We start from the raw sequence: 19224 nt of genomic DNA, 5'->3' as shown, positions 1-19224 counted from the left end.
TGTGATAGGGCGGCGCTTGCGCTGTGGTTTTGGGCTGGCCGCGCGCACCGTCCGCGGCCAGCGCCTTCTACAGCACGCGCAATTGCTGCAGCACGGGCAGCGTGTCCCGCATGAATTCCTCGATGGCCGCGTTGAGCAACTGCTGGTGCGCCGCCTCGTCGGCGCATGCAGCGCCATCCTTGAGCAGGCGGCGCCCGCAGCGCGCCATGGCGGTGGCCGCCTGCGCCTGCAGGGTGGCCAGGTCCGGCTGCTCCCGCTCCTGGGTCAGCAGCGAAAACAGCAGCCGGTCGATGAATTCCGTATCGATACCGCTGCCTGTCAATGGCGAGCACAGGATGCGGTAGTCGTCGCCGTAGCGCAGCTGCGCGCCGACGGTCTGGTTCAGGCGGCGCGCGGCTGCGTCGCCGCTGTCGGCGTGCGCCTGACTCGGGAAATACATCACGACCTGGCCGCCGGTGACGAGCATGGCCGCCACCTCCGCCAGGCTTTGCACGCTCTGTCCGGGCAAGGAGGGCAGTGCGGCCAGTTCGGCCAGGCTATGCGGGCCGTTGGCCAGCGCGTCGCAGACGGCGCCGTAGACCTGCTCGTTGCCTGTCACGACGCCCGCCTTGGTCTGGAAGGTAAAGGTCATTTTTGCGCGCGGTACCAGCATGGCCAGGTGCACGTCGGCGTAACATTCGGCCTGGCGCACGGCCCCCATGCGGCGCGCGCCCCGTACCAGCACGTCCTTGCGGAAGCTGGTATTGAGAAAATAATCCTTCATCGTTTCGCGCCTGGCCGCATCGGGCAGCAAGTCGATGGTGGCTTGCTGGTCGGCGTTCAGGTACAGCTCGGGAAAGGCCAAAGGCAGGTCGGCGGAGCCGGCAAAATCGAGCTTGGCGCGCGCCACATCGCGCATCACGTCGGCGTGGTACAGCGGTTCCCAGTCCTGGTTCAGATACTCATGCACGCTGTAATGGGGATCGCTGTTGATGAGCGCATTGAGGCGCGGCGCGAGTGCGGGATTGTCCGCGATGTAGCCAGCCTGCAGATTCTGCAACTGTTGCACATAGGCGATGCCAGCCTGCATTTGCATGTCGCTGCGGCCGGGGAAGCTGGCGGCAAACTCCAGCAGCAGGCGTTGCAGCGGCAGGGCGGAACTCCATCCCGGCATGGCGTTATAGCTGAGCGAAACGATGCCGCCCGGTTTCAGGTAGCGCGCGATGAAGTCGACGATGTGCTGGCGGTTCTCCCGGTTGACCCAGGTGTAGATGCCATGCAGGGTAATGAAGTCGAACTGCGGCAGATCGGCCACGCGGCCCTGCGCCAATTCTTCAAAGCTGTTTTCCAGCAGGGTCAGATTGCCCAACTGTGCCTTTGCCGCCAGGGCGCGTGCGCCGGCGACATGGGCCGGATTGAAATCGTTGCCGTAGAACCGGCCGTTAGGGGTGGCCGCGGCCAGCACGTTGAGCGTCTGGCCGCGCCCGAAGCCCAGTTCAAAGTAGGTGTAGGGTTGATCCAGGGGGACCGGTTCGATGCCGTTGAGGATGCAGCTGAAATTGAGGTGATGCGGACTCAGGTCGCTGTAAAAACCGTTGGTGTACTCGATATCCGACACGTATCCTTCATTCCAGGCCATGGTTTCCCCGCATTGGTGGCAAAACGGCAGTATGCCATCATCACCGCCGGCGCGGGAAGTGCGCCGTGGTTCAGCGCGCCGGCGGCGCGGCGCCGTCCTGCTCCACGGTGACGGACAGGTCCGGTCCGGCGCCGGGCAGGCGCGCACTTTCCACGGCCTGCGCGGCGCGCTGCTGCAGGTCATGCCGTTCGGTGCCCTGCTCAGCGGTGGCGGCGGCGGGAGTGAGCACTTGCTTGCTGATCATGGCGCTGGCCGCAAAGGCCAGTACCAGCAGTATCAGCGCGGCCTTCACCCACGTTCCCGGGCGCGCATGGGCGGGCAGCTCGCGGCGGGTCTGGCGCGCGGCGGCGTCGATGATGATGACGGCCAGTTCCGAGCCGCGCTGGCGGGCGCGCAGGCGCAGCGCTTCAAATTGGGGCGCGGACAAGGTGCCTTGCCGGAGCATGTCGCACAGGGCGGCAACCGGCGAGGCGAGCAGGCGGTCCGCGGGCAAGCTGGCGTGCGCGGCGTCGCGCTGCCACTGGTCGATCAGGTCTTCGTCGTACAGGGTGTCGATGGCCTGGAGGTTGACTTGCCGCAGCGCGTCGGCGGCCAATTGCTGGCGCTCGAGCAGGGCCGCGCCGTCATGCTGGCGCGGCAGGTCGCGCACCCGCTGCAGGAAGCCGTGCTGCGGCAGCAGGTCCGTGAGCAGCAGCCATGCCAGGGTGTCGACCAGCCCCGCGTCAGCGGCCAGCTCCGGCACGTCGATATCCTCTTCTTCGTTATGGCTGCGTTGCAGTTCGATAATGTCCAGTTCGGCGATGGCGTCGTCGAGTTCATCGTCCGTGATCAGGCCGAGCTGGCGCACCTGGGCGAGGGCGGGGTGGAGTTGGCTGGGGCTGGACATGGGCTGCATCTTAGCGCAACGCCGGTTTTCCCGGCGCGCCAATATGAACGGGGCCGGGGCGGATGACTTCCGCGCCGGCCCCGCCGTTTGCCGCAAAGCGGCGTGCTGGGTGCTTAGTGCTTCAGGCCGCGCCAGCCGATGTCGCGGCGGTACTGCGCGCCGTCGAAATGGATTTTTTCCACGGTTTCATATGCCTGCTTCTGCGCCATCTTGATGCTGTCGCCCAGGCCCACCACGCACAGCACGCGCCCGCCGTTGGTGACCAGGCGTTCGCCGTCGATGCGGGTGCCCGCATGGAAGGTGACGGCGTCCGGCGTTTCGGTCGGGATGTCGCCGATCGGTGTGCCCTTGACGGGATCGTCCGGATAGCCGGCGGCGGCCATGACGACGCCAACGGCCGTGCGGCGGTCCCATTCCAGTTCCACGGCGTCCAGCGTACCGTTGACGGCGTGCTCCATGACGGTGACCAGGTCGGTCTTCAGGCGCGCCATGATGGGTTGCGTTTCCGGGTCGCCCATGCGGCAGTTGAATTCCAGCGTCTTCGGCGTGCCCTTGTCGTCGATCATCAGTCCCGCATACAGGAAGCCCGTGAACGTGATGCCATCCTTGGCCATGCCCTGGATGGTCGGATTGATGATTTCGCGCATGACGCGCGCATGCATGGCCGGCGTGACGATCGGCGCTGGCGAATACGCGCCCATGCCGCCCGTGTTCGGGCCCTGGTCGTGATCCTTCAGGCGCTTGTGATCCTGGCTGGTGGCCAGCGGCAGGATGTTCTTGCCGTCGCACATGACGATGAAGCTCGCTTCTTCGCCGGCGAGGAATTCCTCGATGACGATGCGCGCGCCGGCGTCGCCGAACTGGTTATCGGACAGCATCATGTCGACCGCCTGGTGCGCTTCTTCCAGGGTCATGGCGACGACGACGCCCTTGCCGGCGGCCAGGCCGTCGGCCTTGATGACGATCGGCGCGCCCATGGCGTCGACGTAGGCATGCGCGGGAGCGACGTCGGAAAACGTCTGGTAGGCGGCCGTCGGGATGCCGTGGCGCTGCATGAAGGCCTTGGCGAAGTCTTTCGACGACTCCAGCTGTGCCGCTTCCTTGGTCGGGCCGAAGATTTTCAGGCCGCGCGAGCGGAACAGGTTGACGATGCCGGCCGCCAGCGGCACTTCCGGGCCGACGACGGTCAGGCCGATGTGTTCCTGCTGAACGAAGTCGGCCAGCAATTGCGGGTCGCTGATGTCGAGATTGACCAGGCGCGCATCGCGCGCGGTGCCGCCGTTGCCCGGCGCGACATACACCATCTGTATGCGTTCGGACTGGGCCAGTTTCCAGGCCAGGGCGTGTTCGCGGCCGCCAGAGCCGACTACCAGAATTTTCATAGGGACCGTTCGTTCAGTGTGGGTTGCAGGGCGGCGGTGCCGCCCTTGAGGTGTACAGCATATTTTTGCTTAGTTTTCGATCAAGGCATTCGTAAAGACTTCCTGGACGTCGTCCAGCAGTTCCAGCGCATCGATCAGTTTTTGCATCTTGACGGCGTCGTCGCCCGCGTAGACGGTTTCCGTCGCCGGCTTCATGATGACTTCGGCCACTTCGGCCTTGAAGCCGGCCGCTTCCAGCGCTTCCTTGACGGCGGCGAAATCGTGCACGGGCGTGACCACTTCGAAGCCGCCTTCTTCATCGGCGATGACGTCGTCGGCACCCGCTTCCAGGGCCGCTTCCATCAGCTTGTCTTCATCGGTGCCCGGCGCGAACAGCAACTGGCCGCAGTGCTGGAACATGAAGGCAACGGAGCCTTCATTGCCCATGTTGCCGCCGTTCTTGTTGAAGGCGTTGCGTACCTCGGCCACCGTGCGGACCTTGTTGTCGGTCATGCATTCGACGATGACGGCCGCGCCGCCCACGCCGTAGCCTTCGTAGCGCACTTCTTCGTAGTTGGCGCCATCGACGCCGCCGCTGCCGCGGTTGATCGCGCGCTGGACGTTGTCTTTCGGCATATTGGCGTCAGCCGCCTTGTCGACGGCCAGGCGCAGGCGCGGATTGGTGATGGCGTCGGCGCCGCCCATGCGGGCCGCGACCGTGATTTCCTTGATCAGGCGCGTCCAGATTTTGCCGCGCTTGGCATCGGTGGCAGCCTTTTTATGCTTGATATTGGCCCATTTGCTATGTCCTGCCATGTCGAATCTTCCTTAGACGGGTGTTCAATTGTGGCCGACATTTTAGCATATCGGCCCCCTGCGAAGCGGCATGGCTCCGTCATCAGGATGACACAATCTGTTGCTAAAGTGACGCGCTTTCACCATATCGAGGGCGCGACATCATGGCAAGTCAAATGGACAGGCGGCAATTTCTGAAATTGGGCGGCTTTATTACGGTTTCCGTGGCCACCGTCGGCCTTGCCGCCTGCGGCAGCACCGATCACAGCGATCCTGGCGTGCCGCTGGCGTCGGGCAGCGACTGGAAATTCCCCCAAAGCGTGGCCTCGGGCGACCCGCGTCCGGATAGCGCCATGCTGTGGACGCGCGTCGTGCCCGCCAGTTTCGACGCCGTCGCGCCCGCCGTGGCAGGCAAGTCGGACGTGGCCGTGCGCCTGATCGTCAGCGCCAGCGACAATACGGCCGCCCTGGGCGGCAATACGGCCCTGGCCGGCACGCCCATCGTCGACGCCAAGCTGCCCCTGAAAGCCGATTTCGACAATACCCTGCGCCACAAGGTGACGGGCCTGCAGCCGGGCCAGGTGTATTTTTACCAGTTCATCGCCGGCGACGTGCGCTCCAACGTGGGCCGTTTCAAGACGGCGCCCGCCGCGACCAGCGACGTGTCGCAGCTGCAGTTCGCCTACCTGACGTGCCAGGACTGGAGCATCAACCATTGGGGCGCGCTGTCGCACATCGCCGCCAACGAATCGCTCGATTTCATCGTCCACCTGGGCGATTACATCTATGAAACGGTGGGCGAAGCCTTCCAGAGCGGCGCCGTGGAAAGCCGCCACGACCAGCTGAAATTGCCCGACGGCACGTATAAAAGCGGCACCTCCGGCGCGAAATACGCGACCACGGTGGCCGATTACCGCTACCTGTACAAGAAATACCGCACCGATACGCGCCTGCAAGCCGTGCACGAGCGCTTTGCCTTCATCGCCATCTGGGACGACCATGAATTCACGGACGACGCCTGGCAGGATGCCTCCACCTACGAAGGCATCGTGGCGCTTGATGGCAGCGATCTGCACCAGCCGGCCCGCCGCCGCAGCGCCAACCAGGCATGGTTCGAATACATGCCGGCCGACGTCACGTTCGATGCCGCCGCGACAACGTTTCAGAACATCCAGATCTACCGCGATTTCCAGTTCGGCAAACTGATGCAGCTGGTGATGACGGACGAGCGCCTGTACCGCGCCGACCATGCGATCGCCGAATCGACGATCAACCCCGCCACGGGCAAGCCGCTGGGCAGCATCGGCAGCCGCTACCTGGTGCCACAAGCGCTGTTCGACAGCGTGGAAGGGCAGAAAATGGCGGCCGCCGCCAAGGCTGGCGCCGACCCGCTGACCTTTGTTGCCATGCTGGGCAGCACCCAGCGCGACTGGTGGAAAAGCAAGATGAAGGCGGCCACCTCGACCTGGAAGCTGTGGGGCAATGAAGTGTCCCTGCTGCGCATGGGCTTGAATGGCACGGATGCGATTGCCACTTTGCTGGCCCTGAGTGCGATGTCGAACGTGGGCCAAGCCATCGCCAGCACCTTGCCGCTAGTGGGCGGCAGCGTGCCGCTGGCCTCAAGCATCGTCGCCGCCTCGACGGCAGGTGCATCGCAGTCCGTGGCGCAGGCGGCGGCCATGGCCATTGCCAGCGCGGCAGCCAACGCCGGCGCGCAGGGCGCCGCTGCCGTGGGCGCCGGTTTGAGCGCGGCCCAGGCCGGCATCACGGTGGCCGCCTACAACAGCGCCACGCCTGCGGCCGCCGCGCAAGTGATTGCCTTCGGCTGGATCAAGCCCGACGTGCAGGCCAAGGGCGCCGCCTCCAGCTTCGTCGCTGCGTCGGGCCAGCAAGCGGCGCTGGCGCCGTTCTTCACGCGCTTCCTGCTCAATTGCGACCAGTGGGATGGCTACAACAGCGAGCGCAAGAATTTGATGGCGCACCTGAAAAGCAACGCCATCGGCAATGTGGTGGCCATTACCGGCGATATCCACTCGTTTTTTGCCGGCACGGTCAGCGACGATTTCGACGCGGCCGGCGGCGGCACGCCCGTCATGGTGGACCTCGTGTCGGCCGGCGTCAGCTCGGATTCCTTCTTCAGCTATCTGAAGTCGGCCGCCGGCGCCATGGGCGACATCGGCACTCTCGTCAGTTATCCTTTGGCCATTCCCGTCACGGGCCTGGGCACGGTCAACCTCGACGTCAACCTGCTCGACTACACCATGGGCAAGACGGCGCCCACCGTCGACAGCCTGCTGGAGCAATTGCGCGTGCAGCTGCGCGGCGCGCTGGCCGCCAAGGGCGTGCCGGAAGCCCAGCTCGATGCGACGGTCGCTGCCGTGCAGGCTGGCTTGAAAGCGAGCACTGACTTCAGCGCGACCCTGCTGGGCCTGGCGCAGCAATTGTCCGGCCTGGGCAACAATCCGTGGATCAAGCTCCTGAATACGGATGCGCAGGGCTACACGGTGGTCACCTTGACGCCAGGCAAGCTGGTGGCGCAGTTCAAGCAGGTGAATAAACTGATCGGCACGGCGGCGCCGTCGAACGTGATTGCACGCGTGACGACGGCGACAGTGACGGCAGGCGCGGCGGCGGTGGTGGTGGCGTAAAGGGTAGGTCGGATTAGCGCGGCCATGCCGCGCTAATCCGACAACATGGTTGGCGGGGATGGGGGGCGGGTTACGTTGCGGTGGTGTCGGGTTACGCCCTTTGGGCTAACCCGACCTACGCCCGACCTACGCCCGACCTACGCCCCACCCACGCCGTCTTTGGCTTTTGCCTTACAATCTGGGCATGAGCTCCAGTTCCCCGCAAGCAAACCCTCCATCTATTCCCCGTTCCGTCTACCTCGGTGGCCTGGCCATCGCCGTGGGCGGGGCGGTGCTGTTTTCCACCAAGGCCATCGTCGCCAAGCTGCTGTACCGCTACCAGATCGACGCCGTCACCCTGATCGCCTTCAGGATGATCTTCTCGCTGCCCGTGTTCGCCGTCATCGCCTGGTGGAAGATGCGCACGGAGCCGCCGCTGTCGATCAGCGACCGCTGGCGCCTCGTCGGGCTGGGCCTGGTCGGCTATTACCTGTCCAGCTATCTGGACTTCCTGGGCCTGCAATACATTTCCGTGGGGCTGGAGCGTCTGATCCTGTTTCTCACGCCCACCTTCGTGCTCCTGATTACCACCGTGTACTTCAAGCAGCGCATCAGCCGCTTGCAGTGGCTGGCCTTGCTCACCTCGTATTGCGGCATCGTGCTGGTGTTCGTGCACGACTTGCAGGGCGGCGCCAGCAATGTGGCGCTCGGTTCGACTCTCGTGCTGGGCTCCGCCTGCTCGTATGCCGTGTATCTGCTGGGTTCGGGTGAGCTGGTGAAACGTATCGGCTCGATGCGCCTGGTCAGCTACGCGATGTGCGTGGCCAGCTTTGCCTGCATCGCCCAGTTTTTCATTTTGCGCCCCGTCGAATTGCTGATCCAGCCCATGCCCGTGTATGGCTTGTCTTTGCTCAATGGCATCTTTTGCACGGTGATGCCTGTCTTCATGACGATGATCGCCGTCGAGCGCATCGGCGCGCCCGTCGCCTCGCAGGCGGGCATGATCGGCCCCGTGTCGACCCTGTTCCTGGGCGCCATGATCCTCGACGAACCGATCACCAACTGGCAACTGGCTGGCACCAGCCTGGTATTGGCCGGTATTTACTTGCTGTCGAAAAAGAAATAATTCCTTCACTCACTGAAATGGTCCGCACCATGAAAACACGCATCGCCCTGATTGCCCACGACAAGAAAAAAGATGACATGATTACCCTGGCGGGCGAATACCTGGACTTTTTGCAGGGCTGCGAACTGTCGGCCACGGGCACGACGGGCGGCCGCCTGATCAACGAGCTGGGCCTGGCCGTCGAGCGCAAGCATTCCGGCCCGTTCGGCGGCGACTTGCAGATCGGCTCGCTGCTGGTGGAAGGCTTGATCGATTGCGTGATTTTCCTGCGCGACCCGATGACGCCGCAGCCGCACGAGCCGGACATCAACGCCCTGGTGCGCGCCTGCGACGTGCACAACGTGGCGTGCGCAACGAATCTGTCGTCGGCGCACCTGGTGCTGTCGCAACTGCAGGCGCGGGCCAGCGCGGCCGCCTGACGTTTTTCCCGATTCTTCTTCAAGGAGCATATTGTGAGCGCAACGATTACCACCAAAGCCATCCGCGTACAGCGCGTGGGCGGCCCGGAAGTGATGGAATACGTGGACGTGGAACTGCCGCCGCCCGGCCCCGGCGAGGCGCGCGTGAAACACGAGGCCATCGGCCTCAATTTCATCGACGTATATTTCCGCACGGGCTTGTATCCGCAGCCGCTGCCCAATGGCCTCGGCGTCGAAGGCGCGGGCATCGTCGAGGCGGTGGGCGAGGGCGTCACGGAAGTGAAGGTCGGCGACCGGGTGGCCTATGCGGCGCGCATCAATGGCGCGTACGCGCAGCAGCGCAACCTGCCGGCGGCCCTGCTGCTGGTGCTGCCCGAGCGCATCGGTTTCGATACGGCCGCCGCCATGATGCTGCAAGGCTTGACGGTGCAATACCTGTTCCACCGCACGGTGGCGCTGAAGGCGGGCGATACCGTCCTGTTCCACGCGGCCGCGGGCGGCGTGGGCCTGATCGCCTGCCAATGGGCGAAGGTGCTGGGCGTGAACCTGATCGGCACGGCCGGTTCCGATGAAAAGGCGGCGCTGGCCAAGGCGCACGGCGCGGCCCACGTCATCAACTACAACACGGAAAACTTCGTCGAGCGCGTGCGCGAGATCACGGGCGGCAAGGGCGTCTCCGTGGTCTACGATTCCATCGGCAAGGATACGTTTACGGGCTCGCTCGACTGCCTGGCGCCGCTGGGCATGATGGTCAGCTTCGGCAACGCCTCCGGTCCCGTGCCGGCATTTACGCTCAGCGAACTGGCCTCGCGCGGTTCGCTCTTCATCACGCGCCCGGCCCTGTTCAGCTATGCCTCGAACCGCGCCAACCTGGAAGAGATGGCCACTTCGCTGTTCGGCGTCGTCAGCAGCGGCGAAGTGCAGATCGAGATCAATCAGCGCTACAGCCTGGCCAATATCGCCCAGGCGCACACGGACCTGGAAGGGCGCAAGACGACCGGTTCGACCATCATCGTGCCATGAGCGGCGGCAGCGAAAGAGACGGCGCGCCGAAATTCGGCCGCCTGCTGATCGTGCTGTTATTGGCCGTGGCGCTGATCGGCGCGCTCACCTTTGCCGCCGAGGCGTATTACGCATAGGCATAAAACAGGCATGAAAAAACCGGCTGGCGCATCGCTGCACCAGCCGGTTTTTTTGTCTTGCCACGAAATTATTCTATTTTCACTTCGACTTTGCGTGGCACGCCGCTCTGGCCGGGGAAGTCGGCAAAGGCGCTTGCTACCATGGCTGGCATCACTTGCGAGGTGGCGCGCTTGTTGCTGGTCGATTGCACGGTCACGTCGTAGAGTTTCTTGCCGTTGCGGTCATTGATCGTGATGCGCAATTCGCGTTCGTATTTGTGGCGCACGCTTTCCTCGATATCCATCGGGCCATACCAGTAGGGGTTGTAGCCGAAGCGGCCATAGCCTGGCCATGCGCCGTAGCGGTAGCCGTAGCGGCCAGGCCAGTAGCCAGGACCATACCAGAATGGGTCGGTGGCTTGCAGCACGCGCTCAGGATAGTCGACGGTGGAAAAATGCATTGCCACGCGCAAATTGGCTGCCGCAGGGCCGGAAGCCTCGCCGAAGCCGTGCTTGGCCAGTTCCGCGCGCACCAGGTTCTGGTAGCTGCGGTATTCCAGCGTGTCATTTTCGGCATCTGGCGTTTCAAACGCATACGATTTGTCCTGCAATTGCGCAGGCCACTCATGGAAGACGGTCACATCGCTGCGTATGGTGGTGGCGCATCCGGTCAGCAACACGGTCAATGCGGCCATCATGATGGTGAGATATCGTTTCATTGCATGACCTCCTGATTAGTAGACGCAATTCATCGCTTAGTATTATAAGAATAGTTCTATTTGTTTCTATTCATTATTACAGAATGTTACCTGGTATGTCGGCGTGTAAGGGAATCCAACATTCCTGAGCTGAATCGCGACCATCGGGGGCTGGTGTTGGTAAAATAGGCTTTTGCCTCCGCTCCCACCCAAATCCCTATGCGCACAGACAGCCCTCAGACGATTTACCGCAAAGATTACACGCCGCCCAGCTTCCTGGTCGACAGCGTCGAACTTGGTTTCGATCTTGATCCCGCCCGCACAGTGGTGGCGAGCCGGATCCGCATGCGCCACAACCCTGCCAGCACCAGCACCAGCCGCAGCATCGAATTGCATGGCGAACACATCGAGCTGGTGATGGTGCGCCTGAACGGCAAGCAGCTGAAACCGTCGCAATACAAGCTGACGGCCGGCATGCTGACCATCCCCAAGGCGCCGGACGATGTTACGCTCGATATCGAGACCGTGCTGGCGCCGCAGGACAATACCTCGCTATCCGGCCTGTACGTGTCGAACCATAATTTCTTCACGCAGTGCGAAGCGGAAGGCTTCCGCCGCATCACCTTCTTCCCGGACCGCCCGGACGTGATGGCCAAGTACACGGTCATGCTGCGCGCCGACAAGGAACGCTATCCGGTCCTGTTGTCGAATGGCAACCTGATCGAAGAGGGCGACTTGGGCGATGGCCGCCATTACGCCAAGTGGGAAGACCCGTTCAAGAAGCCGTCCTACCTGTTCGCCCTGGTCGCCGCGCGCCTGGTGTGCCAGGAAGAGCGCTACAAGCTCCAGTCCGGCCGCGAAGTGCTGCTGCAGGTGTGGGTGGAAGAGGGCAACCTCGATAAAACCGACTATGCCATGCAGTCGCTGAAAAACTCGATCCGCTGGGACGAGGAACGCTTCGGCCTGGAGCTGGACCTCGATCGCTTCATGATCGTCGCCGTGGGCGACTTCAACATGGGCGCCATGGAAAACAAGGGCCTGAATATCTTCAACACCAAGTACGTGCTGGCCAATCCGCGCGTGGCGACCGACGTCGATTACGCGGGCATCGAAGCGGTGGTGGGCCACGAGTACTTCCATAACTGGACCGGCAACCGCGTGACGTGCCGCGACTGGTTCCAGCTGTCGCTGAAAGAAGGCTTGACCGTGTTCCGCGACCAGGAATTCTCGGCCGACATGATCGGCACGGACACGGGCCGCGCCGTCACGCGCATCGACCAGGTGCGCACCCTGCGCCAGGCGCAGTTCCCCGAAGATGCGGGCCCGATGGCCCATCCCGTGCGTCCCGACTCTTTCGTCGAGATCAATAACTTTTATACGGTCACCATTTACGAGAAGGGCGCCGAAGTGGTGCGCATGTACCAGACCCTGGTGGGCCGCGACGGTTTCCGCAAGGGCATGGACCTGTATTTCGAACGCCACGATGGCCAGGCCGTGCAGTGCGACGACTTCCGCGCCGCCATGGCGGACGCGAATGGCCGCGACTTCAGCCAGTTCGAACGCTGGTACAGCCAGGCCGGCACGCCCGTCGTCACCGCTTCCACGCGCTACGACGCCGCCAGCCGGACGTTCGAGCTGACCCTGGCGCAAAGCTGCCCCGCCACGCCGGGCCAGCCGAAAAAACTGCCTTTCCACATTCCCGTCACCGTCGGCTTGCTGGCTGCCGATGGCGGCGACCTGCCGCTGCACGTGGATGGCGTGGCGTCGAACGGCGCTGCCAGCGTCGTGCTGGAATTGACGCAGGCGTCGCAGACGTTCCGCTTCACGCATGTGACGGAAGAACCCGTGCCATCGCTGCTGCGCGATTTTTCCGCGCCCGTGGTGCTGGAATACGGCTATACCGACGCGGAGCTGCTGCACCTGTTCCGTCACGACAGCGATCCCGTAAACCGCTGGGAAGCGGGCCAGCGCCTGGCCATGGAGCGCCTGCTGAAACTGACCGCCGCCGTCGCTGCCGGCGAGACCCTGGCGCTGGACGACACCTTCATCGCAGCGCAGCGCGCCTTGCTGGCCGACGACACCCTCGATCCCGCCTTCCGCGAGCTGGCCCTGATCCTGCCGTCGGAAACCATCATCGCCGAGCGCATGGCGCAAGTCGACCCGCAGGCGATCCATGCGGCGCGCCAGTTCATGCGCCGCACCATCGCGGCAGCCCTGAAACCTGAATTGCTGGCGCAATACCACGCCAACCAGACGCCGGGCGACTACAGCCCCGACGCCCTGTCGGCCGGCAAGCGCGCGCTGAAAAACCTGGCCCTGTCGTACTTGCTGATCGAGCCCAAAGCGGCGGAGCTGGACTTGGCGCGGCTGCAGTTCGACAATGCCGGCAACATGACGGACCGCGCCGCGGCGCTGGCGGCGCTGATTCATTCCGGCTCGCAGCCGCATGCGCAGGCGGCCTTGACCAGCTTCTATACCGACTTCGAGAACGAAGCGCTGGTGGTCGACAAGTGGTTCGCCATGCAGGCGGCCGCGCCGACGACCGACGTGCAAGCCGTGCGCCAGTTGATGACGCATCCGGCCTTCACCTTGAAAAATCCGAACCGCGCGCGCAGCCTGATCTTCAATTTCACCAACGGCAATCCATCGCAATTCCATGCGTCTGACGGCAGCGGCTACGCCTTCTGGGCCGAGCAGGTCATCGCGCTCGACGCCCTGAACCCGCAAGTGGCCGCGCGCCTGGCGCGCTCCATGGACCGCTGGCGCCGTTACGTGCCGGCGCTGCAAAACCACATGCGCACGGCGCTGGAGCAAGTCGCCGGCCAGGCCAGTTTGTCGAACGACGTGATGGAAGTCGTTTCCAAGGCATTGGCAAATTGACGGCTGTTGGATGACGCCCTGCGGGCTAATCCGACCTACGTATGCAACGGGATTCATTATTTGTAGGTCGGCTTAGCGCCAGGGGCGCGTAAGCCGACAGGTACCGAACGAGACGTATTTAAAACTAACGAAGGGGTTTCATGAAACGCATCAGTCTTACGCAATACCTGGTTGAAGAGCAGCGCTCGAACAACAGCATTCCGGCCGAACTGCGCCTGCTGATCGAAGTCGTCGCGCGCGCCTGCAAAACCATCAGCCACGCCGTCGGCAAGGGCGCCCTCGGTGAAGTGCTGGGCACGGCCGACACGGAAAACGTGCAGGGCGAAGTACAGAAAAAACTCGACATCATCTCCAACGAGATTTTGCTCGAAGCGAATGAATGGGGCGGCCACCTGGCGGCCATGGCGTCGGAAGAAATGGAATCGATCCACCCGATCCCGAACCGCTATCCGAAGGGCGAATACATGCTGCTGTTCGACCCATTGGACGGCTCGTCGAACATCGACGTCAACGTCTCGATCGGCACCATCTTCTCCGTGCTGAAGGCGCCGGACGGCATGGGTCAGCCGACCGAGCAGGATTTCATGCAGGCGGGCAGCAAGCAAGTGGCGGCCGGCTACGCCGTGTACGGCCCGCAAACCATGCTGGTGCTGACCTTCGGCAATGGCGTGAATTGCTTCACCCTGGACCGCGAGATGGGGTCGTGGGTGCTCACGCAAAGCAATATGCAGATTCCGCCGACGACGAAGGAATTCGCCATCAATATGTCGAACGCGCGCCACTGGCATCCGCCCGTGAAGCGCTATGTCGACGAACTGCTGGCCGGCGACACGGGCCCGCGCGGCACCAATTTCAACATGCGCTGGATCGCTTCGATGGTGGCCGACGTGCACCGCATCCTGAACCGCGGCGGCATCTTCATGTACCCGGCCGATCTGCGCGACATCTCGATGCCGGGCAAGCTGCGCCTGATGTACGAAGCGAACCCGATGGCCTTCATCGTCGAGCAAGCCGGCGGCGCAGCCACCGACGGCCAGCAGCGCATCATGGACATCGCCCCGCACAAGCTGCACCAGCGCGTGCCCGTCTTCCTCGGCTCGAAGGATGAAGTGGCCCGCGTCACCGCGTATCACGCCGAGTAAAAATCCGCACTTTTCCACGATTTTCAGCGGCCCGCAGCCGGGCTGCTAAAAAAAATGCAAAAAAGTTCGCGTTGACACTAGCAAATTTTGTGCATTGTTTGTAGAATGTGGGTCTTCGCCGTTGTAGCTCAGTTGGTAGAGCAGCACATTCGTAATGTGAAGGTCGCCAGTTCGATTCCGGCCAACGGCACCAGGTTTCATCAGAAAGCCCGCTGACTTGCAAAAGTCAGCGGGTTTTTTGTTTTTGTCACTGTTATCTTTCCTGCTTCAAATCCACTGATCGTTCTCCACAGTGCGCTCGCCCGCGTCGCCGTCGCCCGTGTTGACCACGCCGCGCGGCTCGATCAGCAGCAGCCTGGTTTCGGCGAGGGCGCACGGTTTATGTTCGACACCCTTGGGCACCACGGCCATCTGGCCGGCAGTGAGCACGATGGCGTGTCCTTCCGCGTAGCCAGGGCCGCGCAGGGCGATGCGCAATTCGCCGTCCAGCACGATAAAGGTTTCATCCGTATCGGCGTGCCGGTGCCATTGGAATTGGCCCAGTACCTTGACGACCTTGAATTGGTAGTCATTCATTTCGGCGATGACGCGCGGCTGCCAGTGCCCCTCTAACAGGGAGACCTTGCCTGCCAGGTCGATGGACCGGCCCTGGCCGCGCGTGGTGGTGGTGATAGTCATGCTGTGCTCCGTTCAAGTGGCGATACAGCCAGAATACGCAGGCGCCTGCCGGCCGTATTGAACGATCGTGGGTGTTTTCAGCCTTGGCCGCTGGCGTAGCGTAGCCAGCGGCCAGGCGTCAGTCCATGGGTCTTCAGGAAATGTCGCGTCATGTGGCTCTGGTCGGCAAAGCCCGCGGCCATGGCGGCCGAGGCGAGCGTGCTGCCTGCCAGCATCAGGCGCCGCACCATCTCCAGGCGCCGCATCGTCAGATAGCGGTACGGGCTGGTGCCGTAGAAGACGCGAAAGTCGTGCGACAGGCTCCAGCGGTCGCGTCCCGTTGCCGCTTCAAGTTCCGCCAGGGTGACGGCGTGGGTGCAGTGCGCCTGCAAGTAGTCGCGCGCGCGCCGCGCCGCCAGGAAGTCGCCTTTTGGACGCTGCGCCGGTGTGCCGGCCGCCGCCGCCAGCGCATGGGCCAGCTCGGCCAGCGCCTCGCTCTGCTCCAGCGCTTCGAGCGGACGGCCGTCGTGCGGCAGCAAGGCGGACGTGGCGGCCGCCAGGCGGGGATCGGTCGACACGCCGCCTTCAATGAAGGGCAGCGCGCGTCCGCCCAGCACATCCTGGAACAGCGCCGGTTCGATATACAGCATGCGGTAGCGGAAGCCGGCGTCGGTGCCCGCCTGGCCATCGTGCGCCTCGTCGGGATGCAGGATCATGGTATTGCCGGGCAGGCTGTCGCGCTGGCCGCGGCGGTAGCTGAAACGCTGCACGCCCGCCAGCGTGCGGCCGATGGCGTAAGTGTCGTGGCGGTGCATGGCATAGGCCTTGCCCTTGAACCATGCCTCGATGCGTTCGACCCCTTGTACCGGTTCGGCGCACTTGACCCAGTCGCTGCGCGCTGGCGCTGATGCTCGCTTCATGATGTTTGTCCGTGGATGCCCGCCCTGGTTGCCGATTGCTGACTGTACCCGCCGCACGCGGGGCTGTCCACGAAAACCGCCGAATCAGAAATGATGCCTGATCCCCGGCGCCGCGCCCGTCAGCAAGGGCAGTCGCTGCACCCGCGCCTCAAAACGCAAAGCAGCTGCACCCCAGCGCGCCCCAGAAGCCGGAATGGCTGGAGACGGGCACGGAACTCTTGCGCGCTACGTCGTGGGCGTGGGCGTGCACGCCGCAGGCGCCCTGGCACTGGTGCTGTTGCATGGCGCTGGTCTTTTGCGGCGGCGCGGCGCGGTAGTGGCCGGCCACGTTTTTCACGGGCGACCAGTCGGGCAGCACGGGGATGGCTGGCGGCGCCAGATTGGCAAATTCCGCCTGGCCGTAGACGATCTTGCCGCCGACGATGGTGAGCACCGATTCGATCGACTTGATCGCCTCTTCATCGATGCTGAAAAAATCCGCGCTCAGCACGGCCAGGTCGGCCAGCATGCCTTCCTGGATGCGGCCCTTCTTGCCTTGCTCGCTGGAGAACCAGGCGCTGCCCGCCGTCCACAGTTCCAGCGCCGTGTCGCGCGACAAACGGCTGCCCGCGTCGTACAGGCGCAAGCCGCCCACGGTGCGGCCCGATACCAGCCAGTACAGCGCCGTCCACGGGTTGTAGCTGGCGACCCGGGTGGCGTCCGTGCCGCCGCCCACGGGCACGCCCGAGGCCAGCATGCGGGCGATCGGCGGCGTGGCCTTGGCCGCTTCCGCGCCGTAGCGGTCGACAAAGTATTCGCCCTGGAAGGCCATGCGGTGCTGGATGGCGATGCCGCCGCCCAGCGCCCTGACCCGGTCGATGTTTTTCGGCGTGATGGTTTCGCAGTGGTCGAACATCCAGTGCAGGCCGTCGAACGGGATGTCGCGGTTGACCTTTTCAAACACGTCGAGCATGCGGCCGATCGATTCGTCATAGGTGGCATGCAGGCGGAACGGCCAGCGCTGCTCGACCAGGTGGCGCACCACCTTTTCCAGCTCATCCTCCATGCCGGCCGCCAGCTCGGGACGCGGCTCGAGGAAATCCTCGAAGTCGGCGGCGGAAAACACCAGCATTTCGCCGGCGCCGTTATGGCGGTAGTAATCGTCGCCCTGGCCCGGCGTGACCATCTCCGTCCATTTTTCAAAATCCTCCAGTTCGCGGCCCTTGTTTTGCGTGAACAGGTTGTAGGCGATGCGGATGGTCAGCTGCTCCTTTTGCGCCAGCTCGTCGACGACCGCGTAGTCTTCCGGATAATTCTGGAAGCCGCCGCCCGCGTCGATGGCGCTGGTGATGCCCAGGCGATTGAGTTCGCGCATGAACTGGCGCGTGGAATTGACTTGCAGTTCGCGCGGCAAGGTCGGGCCCTTGGCCAGGGTCGCATACAGTATCATCGCGTTCGGCCGCGCGATCAGCATGCCCGTCGGGTTGCCCGATGCATCGCGCACGATCTCGCCGCCCGGCGGGTTCGGCGTATTTTTATCGTAGCCGACCACGCGCAGGGCCGCGCGGTTCAGCAAGGCGCGGTCGTACAGGTGCAGGATGAAGACGGGGGTGTCGGGCGCGGCCGCGTTGATCTCATCGAGGGTGGGCATGCGCTTTTCGGCGAACTGGAATTCGTTCCAGCCGCCGACCACGCGCACCCATTGCGGGTTCGGCGTGCGCAAGGCCTGATCCTTGAGCATGCGCAGGGCGTCGGCCAGCGAGGGCACGCCTTCCCAGCGCAGTTCCAGGTTGTAGTTCAAGCCGCCGCGGATCAGGTGCAGGTGCGAGTCGTTCAGGCCGGGAATGACGGTGCGGCCGCCCAGATCGATCACGCGGCTGTCCGGCTTGCGGTGGCGCATGACGTCGTCGGCATCGCCGACAGCGAGGAATTTGCCGTCGGCGATGGCCACGGCGCTCGCCTGCGGGCACGACTTGTCGACGGTGTGGAAGCAGCCGTTGATCAGTATCAGCGGCGCGGCGGAGGAAAGGGTCGGTTCGGTCATGATGCGGCTCCATGGTGGCAATGCGGGGGAGGCCGGGGCGCGGCTAGGATCTGCGGTCAGTGTAGCCCAGGGCCCGGGAGCGGACACGGGCCAAAAGATCAGGTATGGCAGGTATGGCGGCGCGCCGACTGGTCTAAGGGCGGGTGCGGCGGCGCGCGACATGGATTACCATGCCGGCAGTAGCGGCTGGGCATGCGTCCGGATGCATTTTTTATCGCGGTTTACCGCATCGCAGGGAGTCCTCATGGATCAAGCACCACACAGCCGTTTATACGGCACCAGCCTGGGCTTTTTGGCCGGGTATGTCGATACGCTGGGCTTCATCGCCCTGTTCGGCCTGTTCACCGCCCATGTCACGGGCAACTTCGTGCTGATCGGCGCCGCGCTGGCCGAACCGACGCGTATCCCCATCCTGCTGAAAATCCTCGCCTTTCCCGCCTTTATCGCCGGCATCGTCGTCACGCGCCTGATGGTGCTGGCCATCGAGCACCGCGGCGGTCCGGCGCTGACCTTGGCCTTCCTGCTGCAATGGATCTTGCTGGCCGGTTTCATGGTGTTCGGCGTGCTGGCCGAGCCGGTCGGCAAGGAAGTGGGCACGCTGGCGATGCTCGCCGGCTTGCTGGGCACGGCCGCCATGGGCGTGCATAGCGCCACCAGCCGTCTGCTGCTGGCGCATCTGGCGCCCACCTCCATGATGACGGGGAACGTGACGCAGATCGTGCTCGACACCGTCGACGTGCTGCGCGGCGCGGCCGACGGGGGCACGCGCGCGCGCTGCGGGAAGTTCTTCTGGCCGCTGCTGGCCTTTGCGCTGGGCGCCATCGCTGCCGGCTTTGGCTACCTGGTCTTCGGTTTCGCGGCGCTGGCCGTGCCGCTGGTGCTGCTGGGCGGCCTGATCGTGGTGGAGCAGCGTAGCGGACGGACAGCCGTGCCCGTGTCCTGACGGCCGCC

General features: G+C 64.0%; 15 protein-coding genes and 1 tRNA gene. 8 read left to right on the top strand and 8 right to left on the bottom strand.

The annotated features are described in order from the left end of the window. Nucleotides 1–67: 67 nt before the first annotated feature. From CSQ95_RS11480 to CSQ95_RS11465, 4 genes are all read right to left on the bottom strand, one after another. Entirely contained in the window at nt 68–1618 is a 1551-nt protein-coding gene (locus CSQ95_RS11480; RefSeq protein WP_180279035.1) for a class I SAM-dependent methyltransferase, read from the bottom strand. Nucleotides 1619–1688: 70 nt separating this feature from the next. After that, the gene (locus CSQ95_RS11475; RefSeq protein WP_143449948.1) at nt 1689–2504 is read right to left on the bottom strand and encodes a hypothetical protein; all 816 of its coding nucleotides are present in this window, start codon (nt 2502–2504) and stop codon (nt 1689–1691) included. 113 nt (nt 2505–2617) lie between these two features. Beyond that, nucleotides 2618–3886: a phosphoribosylamine--glycine ligase gene (gene purD, locus CSQ95_RS11470; protein ID WP_099409607.1), complete on the bottom strand. Its 1269-nt coding sequence runs from the start codon at nt 3884–3886 to the stop codon at nt 2618–2620. 69 nt (nt 3887–3955) lie between these two features. Continuing rightward, nucleotides 3956–4681 carry a YebC/PmpR family DNA-binding transcriptional regulator gene (locus tag CSQ95_RS11465; RefSeq protein ID WP_070224399.1) on the bottom strand — a complete coding sequence of 242 codons (726 nt, stop codon included), beginning with the start codon at nt 4679–4681 and terminating at the stop codon, nt 3956–3958. Between the two features lie 143 nt (nt 4682–4824). Here CSQ95_RS11465 and CSQ95_RS11460 point away from each other — a divergent pair, with 143 nt between their 5' ends. From CSQ95_RS11460 to CSQ95_RS11445, 4 genes are all read left to right on the top strand, one after another. Continuing rightward, on the top strand, nt 4825–7308 hold the full coding sequence (locus CSQ95_RS11460; RefSeq protein WP_257218026.1) for an alkaline phosphatase: 2484 nt from the start codon (nt 4825–4827) through the stop codon (nt 7306–7308). A 184-nt stretch (nt 7309–7492) separates the two neighbouring features. Further along, a complete protein-coding gene (locus CSQ95_RS11455; RefSeq protein WP_099409605.1) occupies nt 7493–8413 on the top strand; it encodes a DMT family transporter in 921 nt (306 codons plus the stop codon). Between the two features lie 29 nt (nt 8414–8442). Beyond that, nucleotides 8443–8832, top strand: coding sequence for a methylglyoxal synthase (locus CSQ95_RS11450; protein WP_070287924.1), 390 nt, complete (start codon nt 8443–8445; stop codon nt 8830–8832). A gap of 93 nt (nt 8833–8925) precedes the next feature. Beyond that, nucleotides 8926–9855: a quinone oxidoreductase gene (locus CSQ95_RS11445; RefSeq protein ID WP_070224409.1), complete on the top strand. Its 930-nt coding sequence runs from the start codon at nt 8926–8928 to the stop codon at nt 9853–9855. 187 nt (nt 9856–10042) lie between these two features. Here CSQ95_RS11445 and CSQ95_RS11440 read toward each other — a convergent pair whose 3' ends face one another. Continuing rightward, nucleotides 10043–10672 carry a DUF4136 domain-containing protein gene (locus CSQ95_RS11440; protein ID WP_070310311.1) on the bottom strand — a complete coding sequence of 210 codons (630 nt, stop codon included), beginning with the start codon at nt 10670–10672 and terminating at the stop codon, nt 10043–10045. 198 nt (nt 10673–10870) lie between these two features. Between CSQ95_RS11440 and pepN the strand changes: the two genes are divergently transcribed. The 3 genes from pepN (at nt 10871) to CSQ95_RS11425 (ending at nt 14866) form a co-directional block, all read left to right on the top strand. After that, entirely contained in the window at nt 10871–13531 is a 2661-nt protein-coding gene (gene pepN / locus CSQ95_RS11435; protein WP_099409604.1) for an aminopeptidase N, read from the top strand. A gap of 140 nt (nt 13532–13671) precedes the next feature. Further along, nucleotides 13672–14673, top strand: a complete 1002-nt coding sequence (locus CSQ95_RS11430; protein ID WP_099409603.1) for a class 1 fructose-bisphosphatase — start codon at nt 13672–13674, stop codon at nt 14671–14673. A 117-nt stretch (nt 14674–14790) separates the two neighbouring features. Then, a tRNA-Thr gene (locus tag CSQ95_RS11425) sits at nt 14791–14866 on the top strand. A 74-nt stretch (nt 14867–14940) separates the two neighbouring features. Here CSQ95_RS11425 and CSQ95_RS11420 read toward each other — a convergent pair. The 3 genes from CSQ95_RS11420 to CSQ95_RS11410 all read right to left on the bottom strand — a co-directional run bounded on the left by CSQ95_RS11420 (nt 14941) and on the right by CSQ95_RS11410 (nt 18273). Next, nucleotides 14941–15351 (bottom strand): cupin domain-containing protein, encoded by a 411-nt coding sequence (locus CSQ95_RS11420; RefSeq protein ID WP_070310315.1) that lies wholly within the window; start codon nt 15349–15351, stop codon nt 14941–14943. Nucleotides 15352–15428: 77 nt separating this feature from the next. Then, nucleotides 15429–16250, bottom strand: a complete 822-nt coding sequence (locus tag CSQ95_RS11415; protein WP_099409602.1) for an AraC family transcriptional regulator — start codon at nt 16248–16250, stop codon at nt 15429–15431. Between the two features lie 148 nt (nt 16251–16398). Then, complete coding sequence (locus CSQ95_RS11410) at nt 16399–18273, bottom strand: amidohydrolase (protein WP_099409601.1); 1875 nt, start codon at nt 18271–18273, stop codon at nt 16399–16401. Between the two features lie 244 nt (nt 18274–18517). Here CSQ95_RS11410 and CSQ95_RS11405 point away from each other — a divergent pair, with 244 nt between their 5' ends. Continuing rightward, nucleotides 18518–19216: a YoaK family protein gene (locus tag CSQ95_RS11405; RefSeq protein ID WP_099409720.1), complete on the top strand. Its 699-nt coding sequence runs from the start codon at nt 18518–18520 to the stop codon at nt 19214–19216. Nucleotides 19217–19224: the final 8 nt, after the last annotated feature.

The organism is Janthinobacterium sp. BJB304 (genome assembly GCF_002735765.1).
Classification (GTDB): domain Bacteria; phylum Pseudomonadota; class Gammaproteobacteria; order Burkholderiales; family Burkholderiaceae_D; genus Janthinobacterium.
The sequence above is the reverse complement of the archived record's forward strand: the minus strand, read 5'-3'. Positions and strand labels throughout refer to the sequence as shown.

Bases quoted from the DNA above. Each gene is read 5' to 3' on its own strand.
- CSQ95_RS11480 (WP_180279035.1), bottom strand. From the start codon at position 1,618: ATGGCCTGGAATGAAGGATACGTGTCGGATATCGAGTACACCAACGGT.
- CSQ95_RS11475 (WP_143449948.1), bottom strand. From the start codon at position 2,504: ATGTCCAGCCCCAGCCAACTCCACCCCGCCCTCGCCCAGGTGCGCCAG.
- purD (WP_099409607.1), bottom strand. From the start codon at position 3,886: ATGAAAATTCTGGTAGTCGGCTCTGGCGGCCGCGAACACGCCCTGGCC.
- CSQ95_RS11465 (WP_070224399.1), bottom strand. From the start codon at position 4,681: ATGGCAGGACATAGCAAATGGGCCAATATCAAGCATAAAAAGGCTGCC.
- CSQ95_RS11460 (WP_257218026.1), top strand. From the start codon at position 4,825: ATGGCAAGTCAAATGGACAGGCGGCAATTTCTGAAATTGGGCGGCTTT.
- CSQ95_RS11455 (WP_099409605.1), top strand. From the start codon at position 7,493: ATGAGCTCCAGTTCCCCGCAAGCAAACCCTCCATCTATTCCCCGTTCC.
- CSQ95_RS11450 (WP_070287924.1), top strand. From the start codon at position 8,443: ATGAAAACACGCATCGCCCTGATTGCCCACGACAAGAAAAAAGATGAC.
- CSQ95_RS11445 (WP_070224409.1), top strand. From the start codon at position 8,926: ATGGAATACGTGGACGTGGAACTGCCGCCGCCCGGCCCCGGCGAGGCG.
- CSQ95_RS11440 (WP_070310311.1), bottom strand. From the start codon at position 10,672: ATGAAACGATATCTCACCATCATGATGGCCGCATTGACCGTGTTGCTG.
- pepN (WP_099409604.1), top strand. From the start codon at position 10,871: ATGCGCACAGACAGCCCTCAGACGATTTACCGCAAAGATTACACGCCG.
- CSQ95_RS11430 (WP_099409603.1), top strand. From the start codon at position 13,672: ATGAAACGCATCAGTCTTACGCAATACCTGGTTGAAGAGCAGCGCTCG.
- CSQ95_RS11420 (WP_070310315.1), bottom strand. From the start codon at position 15,351: ATGACTATCACCACCACCACGCGCGGCCAGGGCCGGTCCATCGACCTG.
- CSQ95_RS11415 (WP_099409602.1), bottom strand. From the start codon at position 16,250: ATGAAGCGAGCATCAGCGCCAGCGCGCAGCGACTGGGTCAAGTGCGCC.
- CSQ95_RS11410 (WP_099409601.1), bottom strand. From the start codon at position 18,273: ATGACCGAACCGACCCTTTCCTCCGCCGCGCCGCTGATACTGATCAAC.
- CSQ95_RS11405 (WP_099409720.1), top strand. From the start codon at position 18,518: ATGGATCAAGCACCACACAGCCGTTTATACGGCACCAGCCTGGGCTTT.